This is a genomic window from Parafilimonas sp., from assembly GCF_047606085.1.
Classification (GTDB): Bacteria; Bacteroidota; Bacteroidia; order Chitinophagales; family Chitinophagaceae; genus Parafilimonas.
In genome coordinates this window covers 1-16,200 of sequence record NZ_JASGEX010000209.1, presented here as the reverse complement: position 1 = coordinate 16,200, position 16,200 = coordinate 1, and the positions used below count along the sequence as shown (strand labels likewise).

The following is a 16,200-nucleotide window of genomic DNA, read 5'->3' as shown; positions in this document are numbered from 1 at the left end:
TGCTTTATCAAAAAAAATGAAAACAATGCAAACGATCAATAAAAAACCAATATGCCTGCTGGCGGCTGCCTGCATGATGATCATTGCCGGCAGCGGATGCAAAAAAAGCTGGCTGGAGCCAAAAGCGCCCTCTCTTTACACACCGGATGAAACCTATACAACAGCCGAAGCCCTGCAGGATGCCCTGGTGGCCTGCGAGAAAAATATACGGTATGATTTTTTTGGCGATGGCGCGCCCATCATTACCCAGGAAATATTTTCTGATGTGGCCGTGGAAGGAACAACCGACAAATCGGGCCCTGCGCAGGACATGAACCTCGATATTACGCCCGATGCCATTAATTCCGACAACGATGATGCAGACCATAACCGCATCTACTGGTTCTGGGAGCAAAGCTTTTACAGGCTGAAATATGCCAATACCGTGCTGGCATACATTGATGTGCCCGTCTGGGACACCACCGATGCCACCCAGATGGCCGAACGGAATGCGCTGATAGGCTCCGCCTATTTCTACAGGGCATACAGCTATTATGTGCTTTGCAACTGCTTTGGCGATGTGCCTTATGCAGGCAAATTATACTCCACGCCGAAGCTGGACTTCTATACCGTGGACCGCACGGTGATTCTCGAGGAAATGAAAAAAGAACTGGAATATGCCGTGCAATGGGTGAATGACGGCGTGAACAAAGGGGAGGTTACCAAAGGCGCCTGCTATCACCTGCTGGCAAAAATAGACCTGGCGCTGGGAGATTTTGATGATGCCATAGCTGCCGCCACCGCCGTGATTGATGGCGGTGCATATAAATTAATGACCGACCGTTTTGGCACCGAACAGGACATGGAAGATAAATATGCTGATACCGGTTATAACGTTATATGGGACCTGCACAGGCCGGTAAATAAAACGATACCGGCTAATACAGAAGGGTTATATTATGTGATAGATGCGGATGGATATATAGATAATGGCGATTACAGCGGTGGCAGCTCTTTAATGAGGCAGACCGTGCCATACTGGTTTAACAAAAATAATACGCCTGAAGGCCATACCGGTACGGTAATAACAACCGGCATAGAGTACGATCTGCAAACCGCTTACGGCAGGGGCATTGGCCGGTGCCGCGGCACCTGGTACAGCACCCACCAGATATGGGACGATGCCAACGACCTGCGCCACGCCAACCAAAACTGGATGACGATGGAGAAAATGGTATATAACAACCCGGAATTAATAAACCTGGGCGATTCCTACTATGGAAAAAACCTGCAGAAATTCAGCAGCTCCGGCACCCTTTTATGTTCTGATACCATACGGTGCTGGTTTGACTGGCCTCAGTACAAAACATTTGTTCCCGATTATGAAAATACATTAAATAATGGCGGCCACACATCCTGGTATGTGTACAGGCTGGCCGAAACTTACCTGGTAAGGGCCGAAGCGTATTACTGGAAAGGCGACCTGGCATCGGCAGCCGCTGATATTAATGTAGTAAGGGCAAGGGCCGGCGCATCGCCTGTTTCTTCTACAGATGTTACCATTGCCACCATACTCGATGAAAGGGCAAGGGAATTGTATTACGAGGAGTACCGCAAAGTAGAGCTTACCCGCATAGCCTATCTCTTTGCCCAAACCGGCAAAGCGGATTATAAGGGCAGAACCTACACCATGGACAATTTCTCCACCAGCAATTTCTGGTACGACAGGATAATGGATGTAACAGAATTTTATAACAAAGGGGTTTATACCATTCACGGCGATGAATATACGTTGAGCCCCTATCATGTATTATGGCCCATACCCCAGTCTGCCATAGATGCAAATGTGGAAGGGCATATCAATCAGAACCTGGGTTATAACGGTTCTTCAACCAATGTGGCGCCGCTTGAAGAACTTCCGGAATAAAATTATATCTTAACCCGGTTCAGAAAATATAGCTTGTGCCATGTCGTTGACTAAAGGTTTACGGGTTTACAGGTTCACTTGTTCACGGGTTATTTGGCAGGTTGCTTATTTTTTATTTAAAGTTTACAAGCTTAAGATTGTGCCTTAAATCAACGACATTGAATGCCCAATATTCCCCGCCTGCCGGACGGGCAGGAATATTGATTTTGCAGAGGCTTACAATTGAACATTGATTATTGAATACTGTTTACTTAAGGAACGTTTGTAAAATCCCTCCCGGCCATTCGGGAGGGATTTAGGGTGAGGTCAGACAAAGGTTAAGTAAGCGACATTGATTGATTATTGTGTATTGAATATTGAGTGTTTTCTTAAGTCAATAACATAGCTTATGCTTAGCTCTGTAAAAGTTCAACAGTATTTTTTTATCATTGTTGTCCGGATAACTTGGGCTAAAGCCCATTGTGTAAGGGTTTCAGATATATAACCCCAGGCTTAAGCCTGGGGTTAGTAAAAAGCAGCCCCATAAAGGGCTTTAGCCCAGGAGAAAATATTTTAGTCGGACAACAGTATTTTTTTATAAATAAAATTATATGGTGCGGATAATCCGGACAACAATAAAATAAACGATATGATCAACAGAAGAAAATTCATTCAGGCGGGAACAGTAGGCATGGCGGCTCCGGCGGCCCTGCCTTTTCTTGGAAAAGCTGCCGTAAACACAGGTGAAAAAACAGCTAAACACGAACCATTAAAGCTGGGCATGGCAGGTTATACATTTTTAAATTTTGACCTGCCTGCATCCATCAAAATGATGCAGCGGGTTAATGTAAAAAACCTTTCCATCAAAGATTTTCATTTGCCGCTGGATAGTTCTCCCGAAAAAATAAAAGAGGTATTGGGCGAATTAAGCGCAGCAGGCATTACGGCTTATGCCGTTGGTGTTATTTATATGAAGAGCAGGGAAGAAGTTGACCGCGCTTTTAACTATGCAAAAGCCGTTGGTGTTGATATGATCGTGGGTGTGCCCAATTACGATTTGATAGATTATACCGAACAAAAAGTGAAAGAGCATAACATTAAAATTGCCATACACAATCACGGGCCGATGGATAAATTATATCCAAGCCCCAAAGAAGCGTATGACCGCATCAGCAAAAAAGATAAACGGATGGGCTTGTGTATTGATATTGGCCACACGCAACGCACCGGCCTTGCACCTGCTGAAGCTGTGGTGCAGTTTAAAGACCGCTTGTTCGATCTGCATATAAAAGATGTTACTGCTGCAAACAATGATGGACAAGCTATTGATGTTGGCCGCGGTGTGATTGATTTTCCGGCGTTTGAAAGGGCCTTGTATAAAATAAATTACCAGGGTATGTGCAGTTTTGAATATGAGCTGAACATGAAAGACCCTTTGCCCGGCATAGCCGAATCGGTTGGTTATTTTAAAGGTGTGATGAACACGATTTAAAAGCCCCTCTCCTTTGGAGAACTTGTCCCGACCATTCGGGAGGGGTTGGGGGTGAGGTCTATTTAGAACAATTATGAATTTGAAAATGATAAAACCATTTTTATCAGAAGATTTTTTATTGCAGACAGACACAGCAAGGCAGTTATATTTTGATCATGCGGCAAACATGCCCATTATAGATTATCACAATCATTTGCCGCCCGGTGAAATTGCAAACAATAAGCAGTTTAAGAATATCACGGAGCTCTGGCTAAAAGGCGATCATTATAAATGGCGCGCCATGCGCAGCAATGGCGTGAACGAAGAATTAATTACGGGCGACGCAGGCGATTTTGAAAAGTTTAAAGCCTGGGCCGAAACAACGCCATATACCATGCGTAACCCGCTGTACCATTGGTCGCACCTGGAATTGAAAAAGCCTTTCGGCATAACAGATTTATTAAACAGTGACAGCGCCGGATCAATTTATACAGCCTGCAATGAACAGTTGCCGGCTTATACTACACAGGCTTTGCTGCAATACTATAAAGTGGAAGTATTGTGCACAACAGATGATCCGGCTGATGCGCTTGTTCATCATAAAAAAATAAGCGAACAGCCTTTTGGCATAAAAGTATTGCCGGCCTTCAGGCCGGATAAGGCAATGGCAGTTGATGATGCGGAAGCGTATAAAAAATACCTGCAAAAATTATCCGCAACATCCGGCGTTGAAATAAATTCTTACGATAGTTTGCTGGAAGCATTGCATAAACGCCATGATGTTTTTCATGAAGCAGGCTGCCGCGTTTCAGATCATGGCCTTGATACTTTTGAAAAAGCTGATGGCACAGCGCAGCAGCTCGAATCCATATTTTCAAAAGCCGTTGCAGGCAGGCCCGTATCAAAAGAAGAATCCATGTTGTTTAAAATGGCAACCCTGCATTTTATCTGCGCCTGGAACTATGAGAAAGGATGGGCGCAGCAGTTTCATGTGGGCGCATTGCGCAACAACAATACACGTTTATTAAAACGCCTCGGCGCCGATGCCGGTGTGGATTCAATGGGCGACTGGCTGGTGGCGGAAGGCATGTCGGCCTTTTTTGATAAGCTGGATAAAAATGATAAGCTTGCAAAAACCATTATCTATAACAATAATCCAATGTATAATGAAGTGTTTGCTACCATGACTGGTAATTTCCAGGATGGCAGCATACCGGGCAAGATACAATACGGCAGCGGCTGGTGGTTTTTAGACCAGAAAGACGGCATGGAAAAGCAGATGAACACGTTAAGCAATATGGGTCTATTAAGCCGTTTTATTGGCATGATAACAGATTCCCGCAGCTTTCTTTCTTTTTCAAGGCATGAATATTTCAGGCGTATTCTCTGCAATTTAATCGGCAATGATGTAGAGAACGGCGAGCTGCCGGCTGATATAAAATGGCTGGGCAAAATGGTGGAAGATATTTGCTACAACAATGCGAAGGAATATTTTAAGTTATAGTAGTTTAAACCCCGGGGGGTTTGAAAACCCCCGGGGGTTGTAATAAATTTAAACAGCCGTATTGCAGGAGATTTCTCCTATCGTGCCAATGACGTTCAAAGAGATCGAATGAATACAAGCATCATAAACATTCAGGTTGCCAAAGTATAAATTATATAACGTTGTTTGAACAGGGGCATCCCTCCCGAAGTATCGGGAGGGAACGAGGGTGAGGTAAAATTCTATTAATAACCATTCATGAGATCATTTGTAACCATTGTAAAAGCGTTTAAAACCCCGAGGGTTTTTGAAACCCTCGGGGTTTACCGAACCACTGTAAAGATTCTGATTACCTGCGCTGCATTTTTAAGTTTAGTAAGTTGTAACAACCATGAAGGAAAAGGCGGTAAGCCTGATTCGCTGGCCATCCGCAAAAGCATTGAAGATGAACCGGTGATTGAACCTGGTGAAGCCATTAAGAAAATGCATGTGGAGAATGGCTTTGAAGTGAAACTGGTAGCCGCGGAACCGTTGGTTATGGCACCGGTGGCGATGGAGTTTGACAACAAAGGCCGTATGTGGGTGGTTACCATGATGGATTATATGCCGGATACCTCTGGCACGGGCGAAGATGCGCCAACAGGTAAGGTGATGATATTAAGCGATATGAACAATGATGGCGTGATGGACAGCAGCAAAGTGTTTTTGGATTCGCTGGTATTGCCGCGGGCTTTGTGTTTGATTGACGGCGGCATTCTGGTTGCCGAACCGCCAAAGCTCTGGTATTATGATATAAAAGATGATAAGCCCGTAAACAAGACTTTGGTTGACAGCAGTTATGCAGATGGCGGCAACGTGGAGCATCAGCCGAATGGCTTGCTGCGCGCCATGGATAACTGGATATACAATGCCAAAAGCGATGTGCGGTATAAAAAGCAGGGCAATAAATGGCTGAAGGAAAGAACGCATTTCCGCGGGCAGTGGGGCATAGCGCAGGATGACGAAGGCCGGTTGTTTTACAATACCAATTCAGAAAATTTACTGGGCGATTATTTTATGCCGGGCCTTGGCGCATGGAATGCCAGCCAGAGAGCAGTGGCAGGTTACGCAGAATCGGTCGTAAAAGATAACCGGGTTTTTCCCGTAAGGCCAACACCCGGTGTAAACCGTGGCTATGAGAACGGGGTTTTGGATGACAGCCTGCGGCTGGTGAATTTTACAGCAGCCTGCGGCCCGGTAATTTACAACGGTGGTTTATTCGATGAAGCTTACCATGGCAATGCCTTTGTGGCCGAGCCTTCCGCCAATCTTATCAAAAGAAATATCTTAACGGATAAAGGTTATATAATTGATGGAAAACAGGCATATCAAAACAAGGAATTTTTGGCAAGTGAAGATGAACGTTTCAGGCCGGTGAATTTATATATTGGCCCAGATGGCGCTATGTATGTGATTGATATGTACCGCGGCATCATTCAGCATAAAACCTATCTCACGCCTTATCTTAAAAATGAAATAAAGGAAAGAAAGCTCACCAATCCTTTAAACTGCGGGCGCATTTATAAGATAGTGCCGAAAGGCAGCAATGCAAGAAATGTTCCGTTCAGCAATGATCCGCAGGCGCTTGTTGAATTACTGAAAAATAAAAATGGCTGGGTGCGTAATGAAGCACAGCAAATGATAATAGACAGCAACTATACGGCTGCATCGCCTGCACTGCATGCGTTATTAAAATCAACGGATAATTTTATTCCTGTTGCGCATGCCTTATGGACGTTGGAGGGATTACATGTATTGCAGGCTGCGGATATATTGCCTTTGCTGCAAAACAATAGCTGGCCGGTAAGAATGCAGGCATTAAGCGTACTGCCATCGGTAATGAATAAAAATAATTACAACCGGTTTATACCACTGTTGCAGCAGATGGTGAATGATACACTGGCCGCGCCTTATATTGGTTATATTATGTATGATGTGCAGCAGTATAATGCAGCCGCCGCCAAACAAATCCTGCTGCAGTTGGCATCAAAATATGCGGCGAATAAATACGTAGCCGATGCCGTTATCAGCAATCTTGAAAACAAGGAAGAAAGTTTTTTGAATGATGTGGTAAAAACAAATGCCGATACCACAACTTTATTTGCAAGAAGGTTGCGTAAAGTGATAGATGATATTGCAAAAGCAAAAAACCAGAGCAACCAGAAAAAACTGGCGGCTTTGTACCCGAGAGGTGCGCATATATTTACAACGCTTTGCCAAACCTGTCATGGCCCTGATGGCAATGGCGTAACAGCTTTGGCGCCGCCATTGAATAAATCGAACTGGGTGCAGGGCAATAAAAACCATTTAATGCCAATTGTGTTATATGGGTTAACCGGCCCGGTGAAGATTGCTGATCATTTGTATAAATCGCCGGAGATAAATGGCGATATGCCGGGCATAGGCGCGAATGATGAGTATAACGATGAAGACATTGCGCAGGTATTGAATTACATCCGCAACTCCTGGAATAACAAAGGCACTGCAATAACAGCAAAAGATATTTCGGATACAAGAAAGAAATATGCAGGCAGGCAGAAAACCTTTACGATAGAGGAACTGGAAGGGATTAAATAGGAAGAGAAGTTGAATGGTGGGGAATTGGGGAATAAACTTGTGAACAAGTGAACCTGTGAACTTTTGAACGAAGAAAAAAGAAGTTGAATATTGAAAACTGAGGCTTGAAGCTCATGGCTCGCAGCTTGAATTATGAACAAAACAACAATAAAAGCAGGTATTATCGGCTCCGGCTTTGCCGCCAGATTTCATTATGATGCATTGCAGCGTGTATTCAGTACAGGTGTTGATATTGCGGGCGCTTATTCGCCAACGGAAGCGCGTTTAAAGGCTTTCGCCGCACAGCGAAACATACAGGCGTTTACCGACATGGATGCGTTGATCGCTGCCAGTGATGTATTGCATGTTTGCACGCCGCCTGTAACGCATGAACCCATTGTTATTGCTGCATTGCAGCAAAACAAACATGTTATAGTTGAGAAGCCGCTTACAGGATATTTTGGCAATGGCACAGATGATTTCAACGGCGATGCTTTTCCAAAACAGGAGGGCCTTGACCATGCATTGCAAAGCATACAGAACATGCTGGATGCAGAGCAGAAAAGCACGGGAAAGATTATGTATGCAGAGAATTGGGTGTATGCGCCGGCTGTTCAGAAAGAAAGGGAACTGATACAAAAAACCGGCGCACAAATTTTATACATGCGTGGCGAACAATCGCATTCCGGCTCGCACTCATTAACCTATGGGATATGGAAGTTTTCAGGCGGCGGTTCTATGATGGGCAAAGGCTGCCATCCTTTAAGCGCAGCCATTTATTTTAAGCATGTGGAAGGCAGGGCGCGGGATGGCAAACCCATCCATCCCAAAACCATAACGGCACGCACACACGCCATTACAAGAATGCCCGGTTTTAAGAACGAAGGTTATTTAAAAGCTTCTTATACCGATGTGGAAGACTTTGCCATGATGCATATTGTGTTTGAAGACGGCACATTTGCCAACCTGGTTGCCAGCGAGCTGGTATTGGGCGGCGTGCATAATATAATTGAGGTGAATACGACCAATCACAGAACAGTATGTAATATCAATCCCAACAATTCCATGCAGTCATATACACCTGATAAAAAATATTTTGAAGACGTATATGTGCTGGAGAAGATTGAGACAAAGCAGGGCTGGTCGTGCATTTCGCCTGATGAAGGATGGTTTGCAGGCTACCAGCATGAGATGGATGCCTTCTATCGTTCGGCCGCTTATGGCGATGCTATTGAAAGCAACAGCAGCCTGGCCGCAGATGTGATAGCCGCCATTTATGCCGGCTATGTATCAGCAGAAAACAAAGGTGTGGAAACGGTTATTCCGTTGGTGTCATCATAAATAATTGAATTGTTGTTTGCTTAAGAAAAACACTCAATGCTCAACAAACAATAATCAATGTTCAATTGCAAACGTTGGTAAAATGAACATTGAGTATTGAATGTCGTTTACTTAAGGAACGTTTGTAAAGTCCCTCCCGGCCATTCGGGAGGAATTTAGGGTGAGGTCAAACAATCTTAAATAAATAATCAATACCTGCATTATATCATCATTAAAAACAATCTGACAGGCATGCCATTAAACCAAGCAACATCAGGCAACATTAACAATAAGATCGGTACCTATCGCTGGACAATATGCTCGCTTATATTTTTTGCCACCACAATCAATTATCTTGACAGGCAGGTTATAAGCCTGCTAAAGCCTGCGCTGGAAAAAGAATTTAACTGGAGCGAATCAGACTATTCCAATATTGTGGTGGCGTTTCAGTTTGCCTATGCCATAGGCATGATAGGCGCCGGAAGATTGATTGATAAAATAGGGAGCAAATTAGGCTATGCCATCACGTTAATATTATGGAGCATTGCTTCTATACTGCATGCATTTGCAACGGGTGTGTGGAGTTTTGCGGCCTATCGTGGTTTTTTGGGTGTAACGGAAGCCGGTAATTTTCCTGCTGCTTTTAAAGCTGTGGCAGAATGGTTTCCACGCAAGGAACGGGCTTATGCGGCGGGCATATTTAATTCTGGCACCAATGTTGGCGCTATTGCAGCGCCCATTGTTGTACCGTGGCTTGCTATAAATTACAGTTGGCGTATAGCTTTTATTGCTACCGGCGCCTTTGGTTTTTTATGGCTGATATGCTGGTTTATTTTTTATGAGGTTCCCGAAAAACAAAAACGTTTATCAAAAGCGGAGTTTGATTATATACACAGCGACAGGGATGAAGGCGAAGTAATTGAACAACAACCTAAAATTTCCTGGGGGAGATTATTAACCTTTAAACAAACCTGGGCTTTTATTACAGGCAAGTTTTTAACCGATGGCATCTGGTGGTTTTTATTGTTCTGGCTGCCGGCGTTTTTAGATGCCCAATATCATCTCACCGGCATGCAGGTAAGTTTGCCCATCGCTTTTGTTTATACACTGGCAGGGGTGGCAAGCGTTATCGGCGGATGGCTGCCCATGTATTTTATAAGAAAAGGATTTACGGTTGTAAAGGCCCGCAAAACATCCATGCTCATTTATGCATTCTGCCCTTTGCTGATAATTGCGGCACAATATGCAGGCGGTTACCATATATGGTATGCCATTATCATTATTGGCATCGCTGCATCTGCCCACCAGGCATGGAGCGCTAATTTATTTACAACCGTTAGCGATATGTTTCCCAAAAATTCGGTTGCTTCAGTAGTTGGGATTGGAGGTATGGCCGGCGGCATCGGGGGCATGTTATTCTCAAAATCCGCAGGCTTATTATTCGATCATTATAAAAGCCTTGGCCATATTGAAACCGGTTATTTTATTATGTTCCTGTTTTGCGGCTTTGGTTACCTGATTGCATGGATGATTATGTTTTTAGCATTGGCGCCTAATATGGAAAAAGTAAAAACAGTATAGCTGTTTTATGATATTTTGCCGGCCGGCAGTTGTAATTCATGGCGGCTTTAGCAGACTGGCCCAGTCTCTGAGACTGAGCCAGTCTGTTTTATCCCGCTGCAGTTTAAAGGCCACTCCCTTGTGCCGAAGCTTTTCATGGCGGCCTGCCCGGCCCGGTTGCATAAATAACGTGCGTTCGATATAATTTAACCCGGGCCTTTAAGCCCGGGCTGTTTACAGGTAAAGTATTATTGGCTTTAGCCAAAGCTTTGTTTTTTTATTGAAACGCTCAGGTTAAAGCCGGGAATTTATGCTCATCTTCTGCCCAAAGCTAAAGTATTGGGTTAGTGAATGTTTATATCGGGCCTGCGAAAATTTGAAATACACCCAAATAAATTAAACGCCTTCAGCTGTTTATAAATACTTTTAACGGCGTAAAAACTTCGAGCACATGAAATACTTCCTGAAAAAATGGATCGGCGCCCCGCTGGCAATAATCGTATTCAGCCTGACTGTACAGGCCCAAGGTGGCTGGATATCTTTATTTGACGGCAAATCTCTAAACGGCTGGAAGGTGGGCGATAATGCTTCCACATTCAGCGTTGACAGCGGCATGATAAAAGTAAATGGCAATACCGCGCATTTATTTTATGAGGGCCCTGTAAAAGATCACAACTTTAAAAATTTCGAGTTTAAGGCTGATGTAATGACGAAGCCGCATTCCAACTCAGGCATATATTTTCATACACAGTTTCAGCAGGGCGGCTGGCCGGCAAAGGGCTATGAGGTGCAGGTGAATAACTCGCATACCGACTGGCGCAGAACAGGCAGCTTATACGCCATACAGGATGTGAAAGAAGTATATGTGCCCGATGATGTATGGTTTACAGAATACATAAAAGTGCAAGGCAAGCGCATTATCATAAAAATCAACGATAAAACGGTGGTGGATTATACGGAGCCCGATCATGTGGAAAGGCCCGATGACATGAAAGAAAGAATAATTTCAAGCGGCAGTTTTGCCCTGCAGGGCCATGACCCCGGCAGCACGGTTTACTTCAAAAATATCATGGTAAAACCGCTGGCTGATTAACGGCATGAAGCAGATACCAAAACGGTTATTTGGAATATTAAAAATAAATTTGCCGGATGGCAAGAATAAGAACTGCAAAAGATGTTTCGCGGAAAGAAGTAATATTAAAAGCTGCGGCTTCTCTTTTTCACGAAAAAGGTTATAAGGCTGCCAGTATGCGCGACCTTGCCGAACTGGTTGGAGTTGAAGCAGCAAGTTTATATAACCATATACGTTCCAAAACCGAATTGCTGCACGATATATGTTTTAACGTGGCCAATGTTTTTTGGGAACACCTGAATAAAGTGGAAATGTCGGACGCCCGGCCCATTGAAAAGCTGGAAACGCTGCTGCGGTTTCATATACAGCAAATGATCAACAATTTCCAGGAAGTGTATATAAGCGACCGGGAATGGCGTTATCTTACCGATCCCTATCTTTCCAATTACCAGAACCAGCGGCGCACTTACCGCAAACGCTTTGCCGCCATTATTGAACAGGGCATTGAAAGCGGAGAGATCAATAGCATTGATGCATCAACGGCCGTGCTCATTGTTTTGCACGCAGTAAGCGGCATTGAAAGCTGGCACCGCAGCAAGATAAAAGTGAGCGGTGAAGAACTGGAAGAAAACATGATCACCATTCTGATTGATGGTTTGAAAAAATAGTTCAGCCGCTCCGGGTGCAATCACTGCAACGGTAATGCCGGCTTTACATTCGCATAAAATGTATTACTTGATAAAGTCTATCGTTCCTTTCTATATAATTTGCGTTGCCTTATATATTTTGTTCAGCCGCCGCCCCGATTACCAGGATGGTGAAATAACAACCGCCACTATCCATTATGTTGCTGACAGCGCGAATAAGGCAGTGCCTGAAGCTGTTTTTCGTATTAACAAAGATGCATACACGGTTAATGCAGGTTATGTTTTGCGCAACCTTAAAGAAGGGCAAACCGTTCAGGTTATATACGAAACCTCCGATCCATCCAAAGCGGCCGTGTATAGCTGGTGGGGTTATTGGCTGCAATGGGACGAATTGCTGGGCTCGATATTAATACCGGTGATTTTCTTTTTTGCTGCCAAAGAAATAACAGCCCGGCCGGCGCCGGAAGCGCCGGCGGAAGAAATGGAAATGCGCAACCCGCCGAAGCAAAGAAAATACGATGTGTAATTGCCTGAACGGGGATTTGGTGAGAGGTAAAGATTGGAGAGATATAAGCCTGCCGCTAATCTCAGGCTTTTCTAACAGTTCTGGTGTTTGGTATAGCAGCATTTCATTAAATTTATATTCAGTTTTATTGCCAGGTTTGCCATAACCTGCAGGTTCAGCTACCATTTTCAAACAACTTCGAAAATTTAAACCATGAAAAAAATCTTTATCCTTTTCAGTATGCTTGCTGCCATCGCAGGTTATGGGCAGAATAATGCAGGCGACAGCACATTAAAAGTGGTGTATGCAAATACAATAAACAACGCTGTACAACCTGCCCTGTTTATAAACGAAAAGCTGATGGGCAGCAGCAGCGCGCCGTCCATCCTCAGCCCGAACCTGATTGACAGCCTGTATATTATTAAAGGTGAAGTTGAGATTGATGGTGTGAAATATAACGGGCAGGTTCATATAATAACAAAAAGCAGTTACAACCCTAAACTAATTACGCTCACTGCTTTAAAAGATAAATACACCAATTTAAAAAATAAGCCTGCCCTGTTTATGGTTAATGGCAATATGATTAATGCCGATTATGACAAGTTTGCTATTGACGAAAATGATGTGCTTGAAATTATTGTTGACAATATTAAAAACGAAAAGGAGCATATTGACCTCGGGCTTATAAAGCTTTTGACAAAAACCGAAGAAAACATTAAAAAATCAAAAACGATCATGATAAGAGGCCGCGAAGTTGCAATGCATTGATACGGCCTTGCATGAACGGGATTAGGAGAAGTAAAAAAATCGAAAAGATATGCGCTTGCAGCGCACCGCTAATAATCAATATCCAGGTTCAGCCTGTTCTTTAATTCTCTTACCAGGGGATATTTCTCTGCAATGCGGTCAAATTTCTGGCGGCTGTTCAAGGTAAGGTGAATGGGTATATCTTCCTCTGCGCCGGCTTCAATGAGCACTTTAAAATTAATGCTGCGGTTAAAAAATGCACGCTGAATAAAATCGCACAGCAGGGTCTTTTCCTGCTCAATAAATTTTTGCTGTGTAAGCGCATGCACGGTAACGGTAAAAAAATTATCCGTCTCAACGTCAAGCTTAGCCGTTCTGAATGTTTGAAAAGTAGAATGCTTGTTTGGCTGGGCCTCAAGCGTGGCGGCATAATTATTCCAGGCTTCCGTTAGCCTTTGCGGTGTTAAGGCTTCCGCATCTTTTATTTCTTCCACGTTATAACCGGCGCCTACTTTTTCGCGCAAAGCTTCCAGCAGGTTTTTACCGGCGGCGCTTTTAGGCATTGTATATGTTGCCGCAGGTTCATTAACCGTGTTGGCCGGTTTGGGGGCAACAGGCTTTGAAACAACCCGTGCCTGCGGCGTATTTTCTTTTACCGGCTGCTGAATAATAACTTTTGCTTCCGCTTGTTTAGCCGGCGCTGACGAAGCTTGTTCAATCGTCCTGCTTTTATAGATCACCGGTGCATCAACCCATTTTTTTTTAACAACGCCGCCGTTTTCACTCACCAGTTCAAGCGCCTGCTGAAGATAGTTGAGCTTGATGAGCGCCAGCTCCACATGCAGCCTTTTATTGCGCGCCATTTTATAGTTTATCTCAAACTCATTTAAAATATTGAGCGCGCTAACTATGTAGCTCATGCTTACCTGTTCCGCTTTGGCAATATACTTTGCCTGCATGCCTTCCACCACTTCCAGCAGGGAAGCGGCCTTTGCATTTTTGCTTACCAAAAGATTGCGCAGAAATTCGGCGAAACCATTCAGCACCATATCGCCTTCAAAACCCTTGCTGTTTATTTCGTCATACAGCAGCATGGCGGCGCCTATATCCTGCTGCAGTAAATGATCGAGCAGTTTAAAATAGTAATCTTCATCAAGAATATTCAGGTGCTCCAGCGTGTTCTGATAATTTACCTCGCCATTGGTAAAACTTACTATTTTATCAAGAATGCTCAGTGCATCCCGCATGCAGCCTTCGCTTTTTTGTGCGATGACCTGCAACGCCGCTTTTTCTGCTTTTATGTCTTCCTTTTTTGCAATATCCTGCAAATGTTCAACTGTATCATTTGTGGTGATGCGCTTGAAATCGAATATCTGGCAGCGCGATAAAATGGTAGGCAGTATTTTATGCTTCTCCGTGGTAGCCAGAATAAAGATGGCATAAGGCGGCGGCTCTTCCAGCGTTTTGAGGAAGGCGTTAAAAGCCGAAGCGCTCAGCATGTGCACTTCATCCACAATATATACTTTGTATTTGCCGGCCTGCGGCATAAAACGCACCTGTTCCACCAGCGTTCTTATATCATCAACCGAATTATTGCTGGCCGCATCTAATTCATGTATGTTTAAAGATGTGCCTTCGTTAAAGCTCCTGCACGAATTGCATTCGTTGCAGGCTTCACCATCGGGCTGCAAGCTTTCGCAGTTAATGGTTTTGGCAAGAATGCGGGCGCAGGTTGTTTTACCCACGCCCCGCGGCCCGCAAAACAAAAAGGCATGCGCCAACTGATTGTTTTTAATGGCATTCCTTAACGTGGTGGTAATATGCTGCTGCCCTACAACCGTATCAAAAGTTTGCGGCCTGTACTTTCGCGCTGAAACAATAAACTTATCCATAGAAAAATGCAATTTAAGCAGGGGCTGCCACTTTTTTTAAACGGCTTTGGTTAAATTATGCACATGTATTTTTTTTGCACGGATAATGCATATTGAACCTGTCAATAATTTAAAAAATTTCCTCAACAGCAAAGTTGAATTATACAACCAGCCTTCCTTTATAAAAGATGACCCCATCAGCATTCCGCATCTTTTTACCAAAAAACAGGATGTGGAGATCGCCGGTTTTTTTGCCAGCATTTTTGCCTGGGGCAACCGTAAAATCATCATCAATAAATCAAGGGAACTGATGGAGATGATGGATATGCAGCCGCATGCATTCTGTCTGAACGAGGATTTGGGAAGATTAAAAAGATTATTGGAATTTAAGCACCGCACTTTTAATGCGACCGATCTTTTATACTTCGTTGAATTTTTGCAATATCATTATCGCCATAATGATTCTTTGGAAACGGCATTTACCAAATGGGGCAACAATGTTGAACAGATGCTGGCCGGCTTTCACCATTATTTTTTTAGCCTGGAAGATGTGCCGCTGCGAACCAAAAAACATATCGCCACACCGGAGAAAAGATCAAACTGCAAACGGCTGAATATGTTTTTGCGCTGGATGGTGCGGGATGATAACAAAGGCGTTGATTTTGGCTTATGGAAAAACATCAAACCTTCGCAACTGATTTGCCCTGTTGACGTGCATGTGGCGAGAGTAGCCAAACGCATGAATTTATTGCAGCGCAAACAAACCGACTGGAATGCCGCGGTTGAATTAACGGAACAGCTTAAAACACTGGATGTGCACGATCCGGTTAAATATGATTTTGCTTTATTTGGCCTGGGTGTGATGGAGAAATACTGACTGCAAACCATCCATTATACCGGCTTTGCCGTGCCGATGGATGGTTTTAAAAAATTGTATTCGCGCCTGTTTCCCTTCGGTCGGCCCGCGATAGCGGGCCGTCCCGGTTTCGGAAATCGCTTCAATAATTTTTTTTAAAGGTTTTTTACCCTTTGGGATAATCGGGG

The 16,200-nt window shown here is 44.0% G+C and carries 13 protein-coding genes; 11 read left to right on the top strand and 2 right to left on the bottom strand.

Going from position 1 to position 16,200, the window contains the following annotated elements; all coding sequences use genetic code 11:
• Positions 1-16 precede the first annotated feature (16 nt).
• The 10 genes from QM629_RS18835 (at position 17) to QM629_RS18790 (ending at position 13,306) form a co-directional block, all read left to right on the top strand.
• The gene (locus QM629_RS18835; RefSeq protein WP_415161452.1) at positions 17-1,906 is read left to right on the top strand and encodes a RagB/SusD family nutrient uptake outer membrane protein; all 1,890 of its coding nucleotides are present in this window, start codon (positions 17-19) and stop codon (positions 1,904-1,906) included.
• A 628-nt stretch (positions 1,907-2,534) separates the two neighbouring features.
• Positions 2,535-3,377 carry a sugar phosphate isomerase/epimerase family protein gene (locus QM629_RS18830; protein ID WP_415161451.1) on the top strand — a complete coding sequence of 281 codons (843 nt, stop codon included), beginning with the start codon at positions 2,535-2,537 and terminating at the stop codon, positions 3,375-3,377.
• An 85-nt stretch (positions 3,378-3,462) separates the two neighbouring features.
• Positions 3,463-4,860, top strand: coding sequence for a glucuronate isomerase (gene uxaC, locus QM629_RS18825; RefSeq protein WP_415161450.1), 1,398 nt, complete (start codon positions 3,463-3,465; stop codon positions 4,858-4,860).
• Between the two features lie 237 nt (positions 4,861-5,097).
• Complete coding sequence (locus QM629_RS18820) at positions 5,098-7,455, top strand: c-type cytochrome (RefSeq protein WP_415161449.1); 2,358 nt, start codon at positions 5,098-5,100, stop codon at positions 7,453-7,455.
• A gap of 132 nt (positions 7,456-7,587) precedes the next feature.
• A complete protein-coding gene (locus tag QM629_RS18815; RefSeq protein WP_415161448.1) occupies positions 7,588-8,775 on the top strand; it encodes a Gfo/Idh/MocA family protein in 1,188 nt (395 codons plus the stop codon).
• A 231-nt stretch (positions 8,776-9,006) separates the two neighbouring features.
• Positions 9,007-10,335, top strand: a complete 1,329-nt coding sequence (locus QM629_RS18810; RefSeq protein WP_415161447.1) for an MFS transporter — start codon at positions 9,007-9,009, stop codon at positions 10,333-10,335.
• 430 nt (positions 10,336-10,765) lie between these two features.
• Positions 10,766-11,407: a DUF1080 domain-containing protein gene (locus QM629_RS18805; RefSeq protein ID WP_415161446.1), complete on the top strand. Its 642-nt coding sequence runs from the start codon at positions 10,766-10,768 to the stop codon at positions 11,405-11,407.
• A 56-nt stretch (positions 11,408-11,463) separates the two neighbouring features.
• Positions 11,464-12,054 (top strand): TetR/AcrR family transcriptional regulator, encoded by a 591-nt coding sequence (locus tag QM629_RS18800; protein WP_415161445.1) that lies wholly within the window; start codon positions 11,464-11,466, stop codon positions 12,052-12,054.
• A 67-nt stretch (positions 12,055-12,121) separates the two neighbouring features.
• On the top strand, positions 12,122-12,559 hold the full coding sequence (locus tag QM629_RS18795) for a DUF3592 domain-containing protein (RefSeq protein WP_415161444.1): 438 nt from the start codon (positions 12,122-12,124) through the stop codon (positions 12,557-12,559).
• Positions 12,560-12,751: 192 nt separating this feature from the next.
• Positions 12,752-13,306, top strand: coding sequence for a hypothetical protein (locus QM629_RS18790; protein ID WP_415161443.1), 555 nt, complete (start codon positions 12,752-12,754; stop codon positions 13,304-13,306).
• A gap of 68 nt (positions 13,307-13,374) precedes the next feature.
• On the opposite strand, the gene QM629_RS18785 is transcribed toward QM629_RS18790, so the two are convergent.
• Positions 13,375-15,177 (bottom strand): DNA polymerase III subunit gamma/tau, encoded by a 1,803-nt coding sequence (locus QM629_RS18785; protein ID WP_415161442.1) that lies wholly within the window; start codon positions 15,175-15,177, stop codon positions 13,375-13,377.
• Positions 15,178-15,262: 85 nt separating this feature from the next.
• On the opposite strand from QM629_RS18785, the gene QM629_RS18780 reads away from it, so the two are divergent.
• On the top strand, positions 15,263-16,033 hold the full coding sequence (locus QM629_RS18780) for a TIGR02757 family protein (RefSeq protein ID WP_415161441.1): 771 nt from the start codon (positions 15,263-15,265) through the stop codon (positions 16,031-16,033).
• On the opposite strand, the gene QM629_RS18775 is transcribed toward QM629_RS18780, so the two are convergent.
• The coding region (locus QM629_RS18775; protein WP_415161440.1) for a hypothetical protein at positions 16,001-16,200 on the bottom strand (200 nt) is incomplete at its 5' end. The genes QM629_RS18780 and QM629_RS18775 overlap by 33 nt on opposite strands.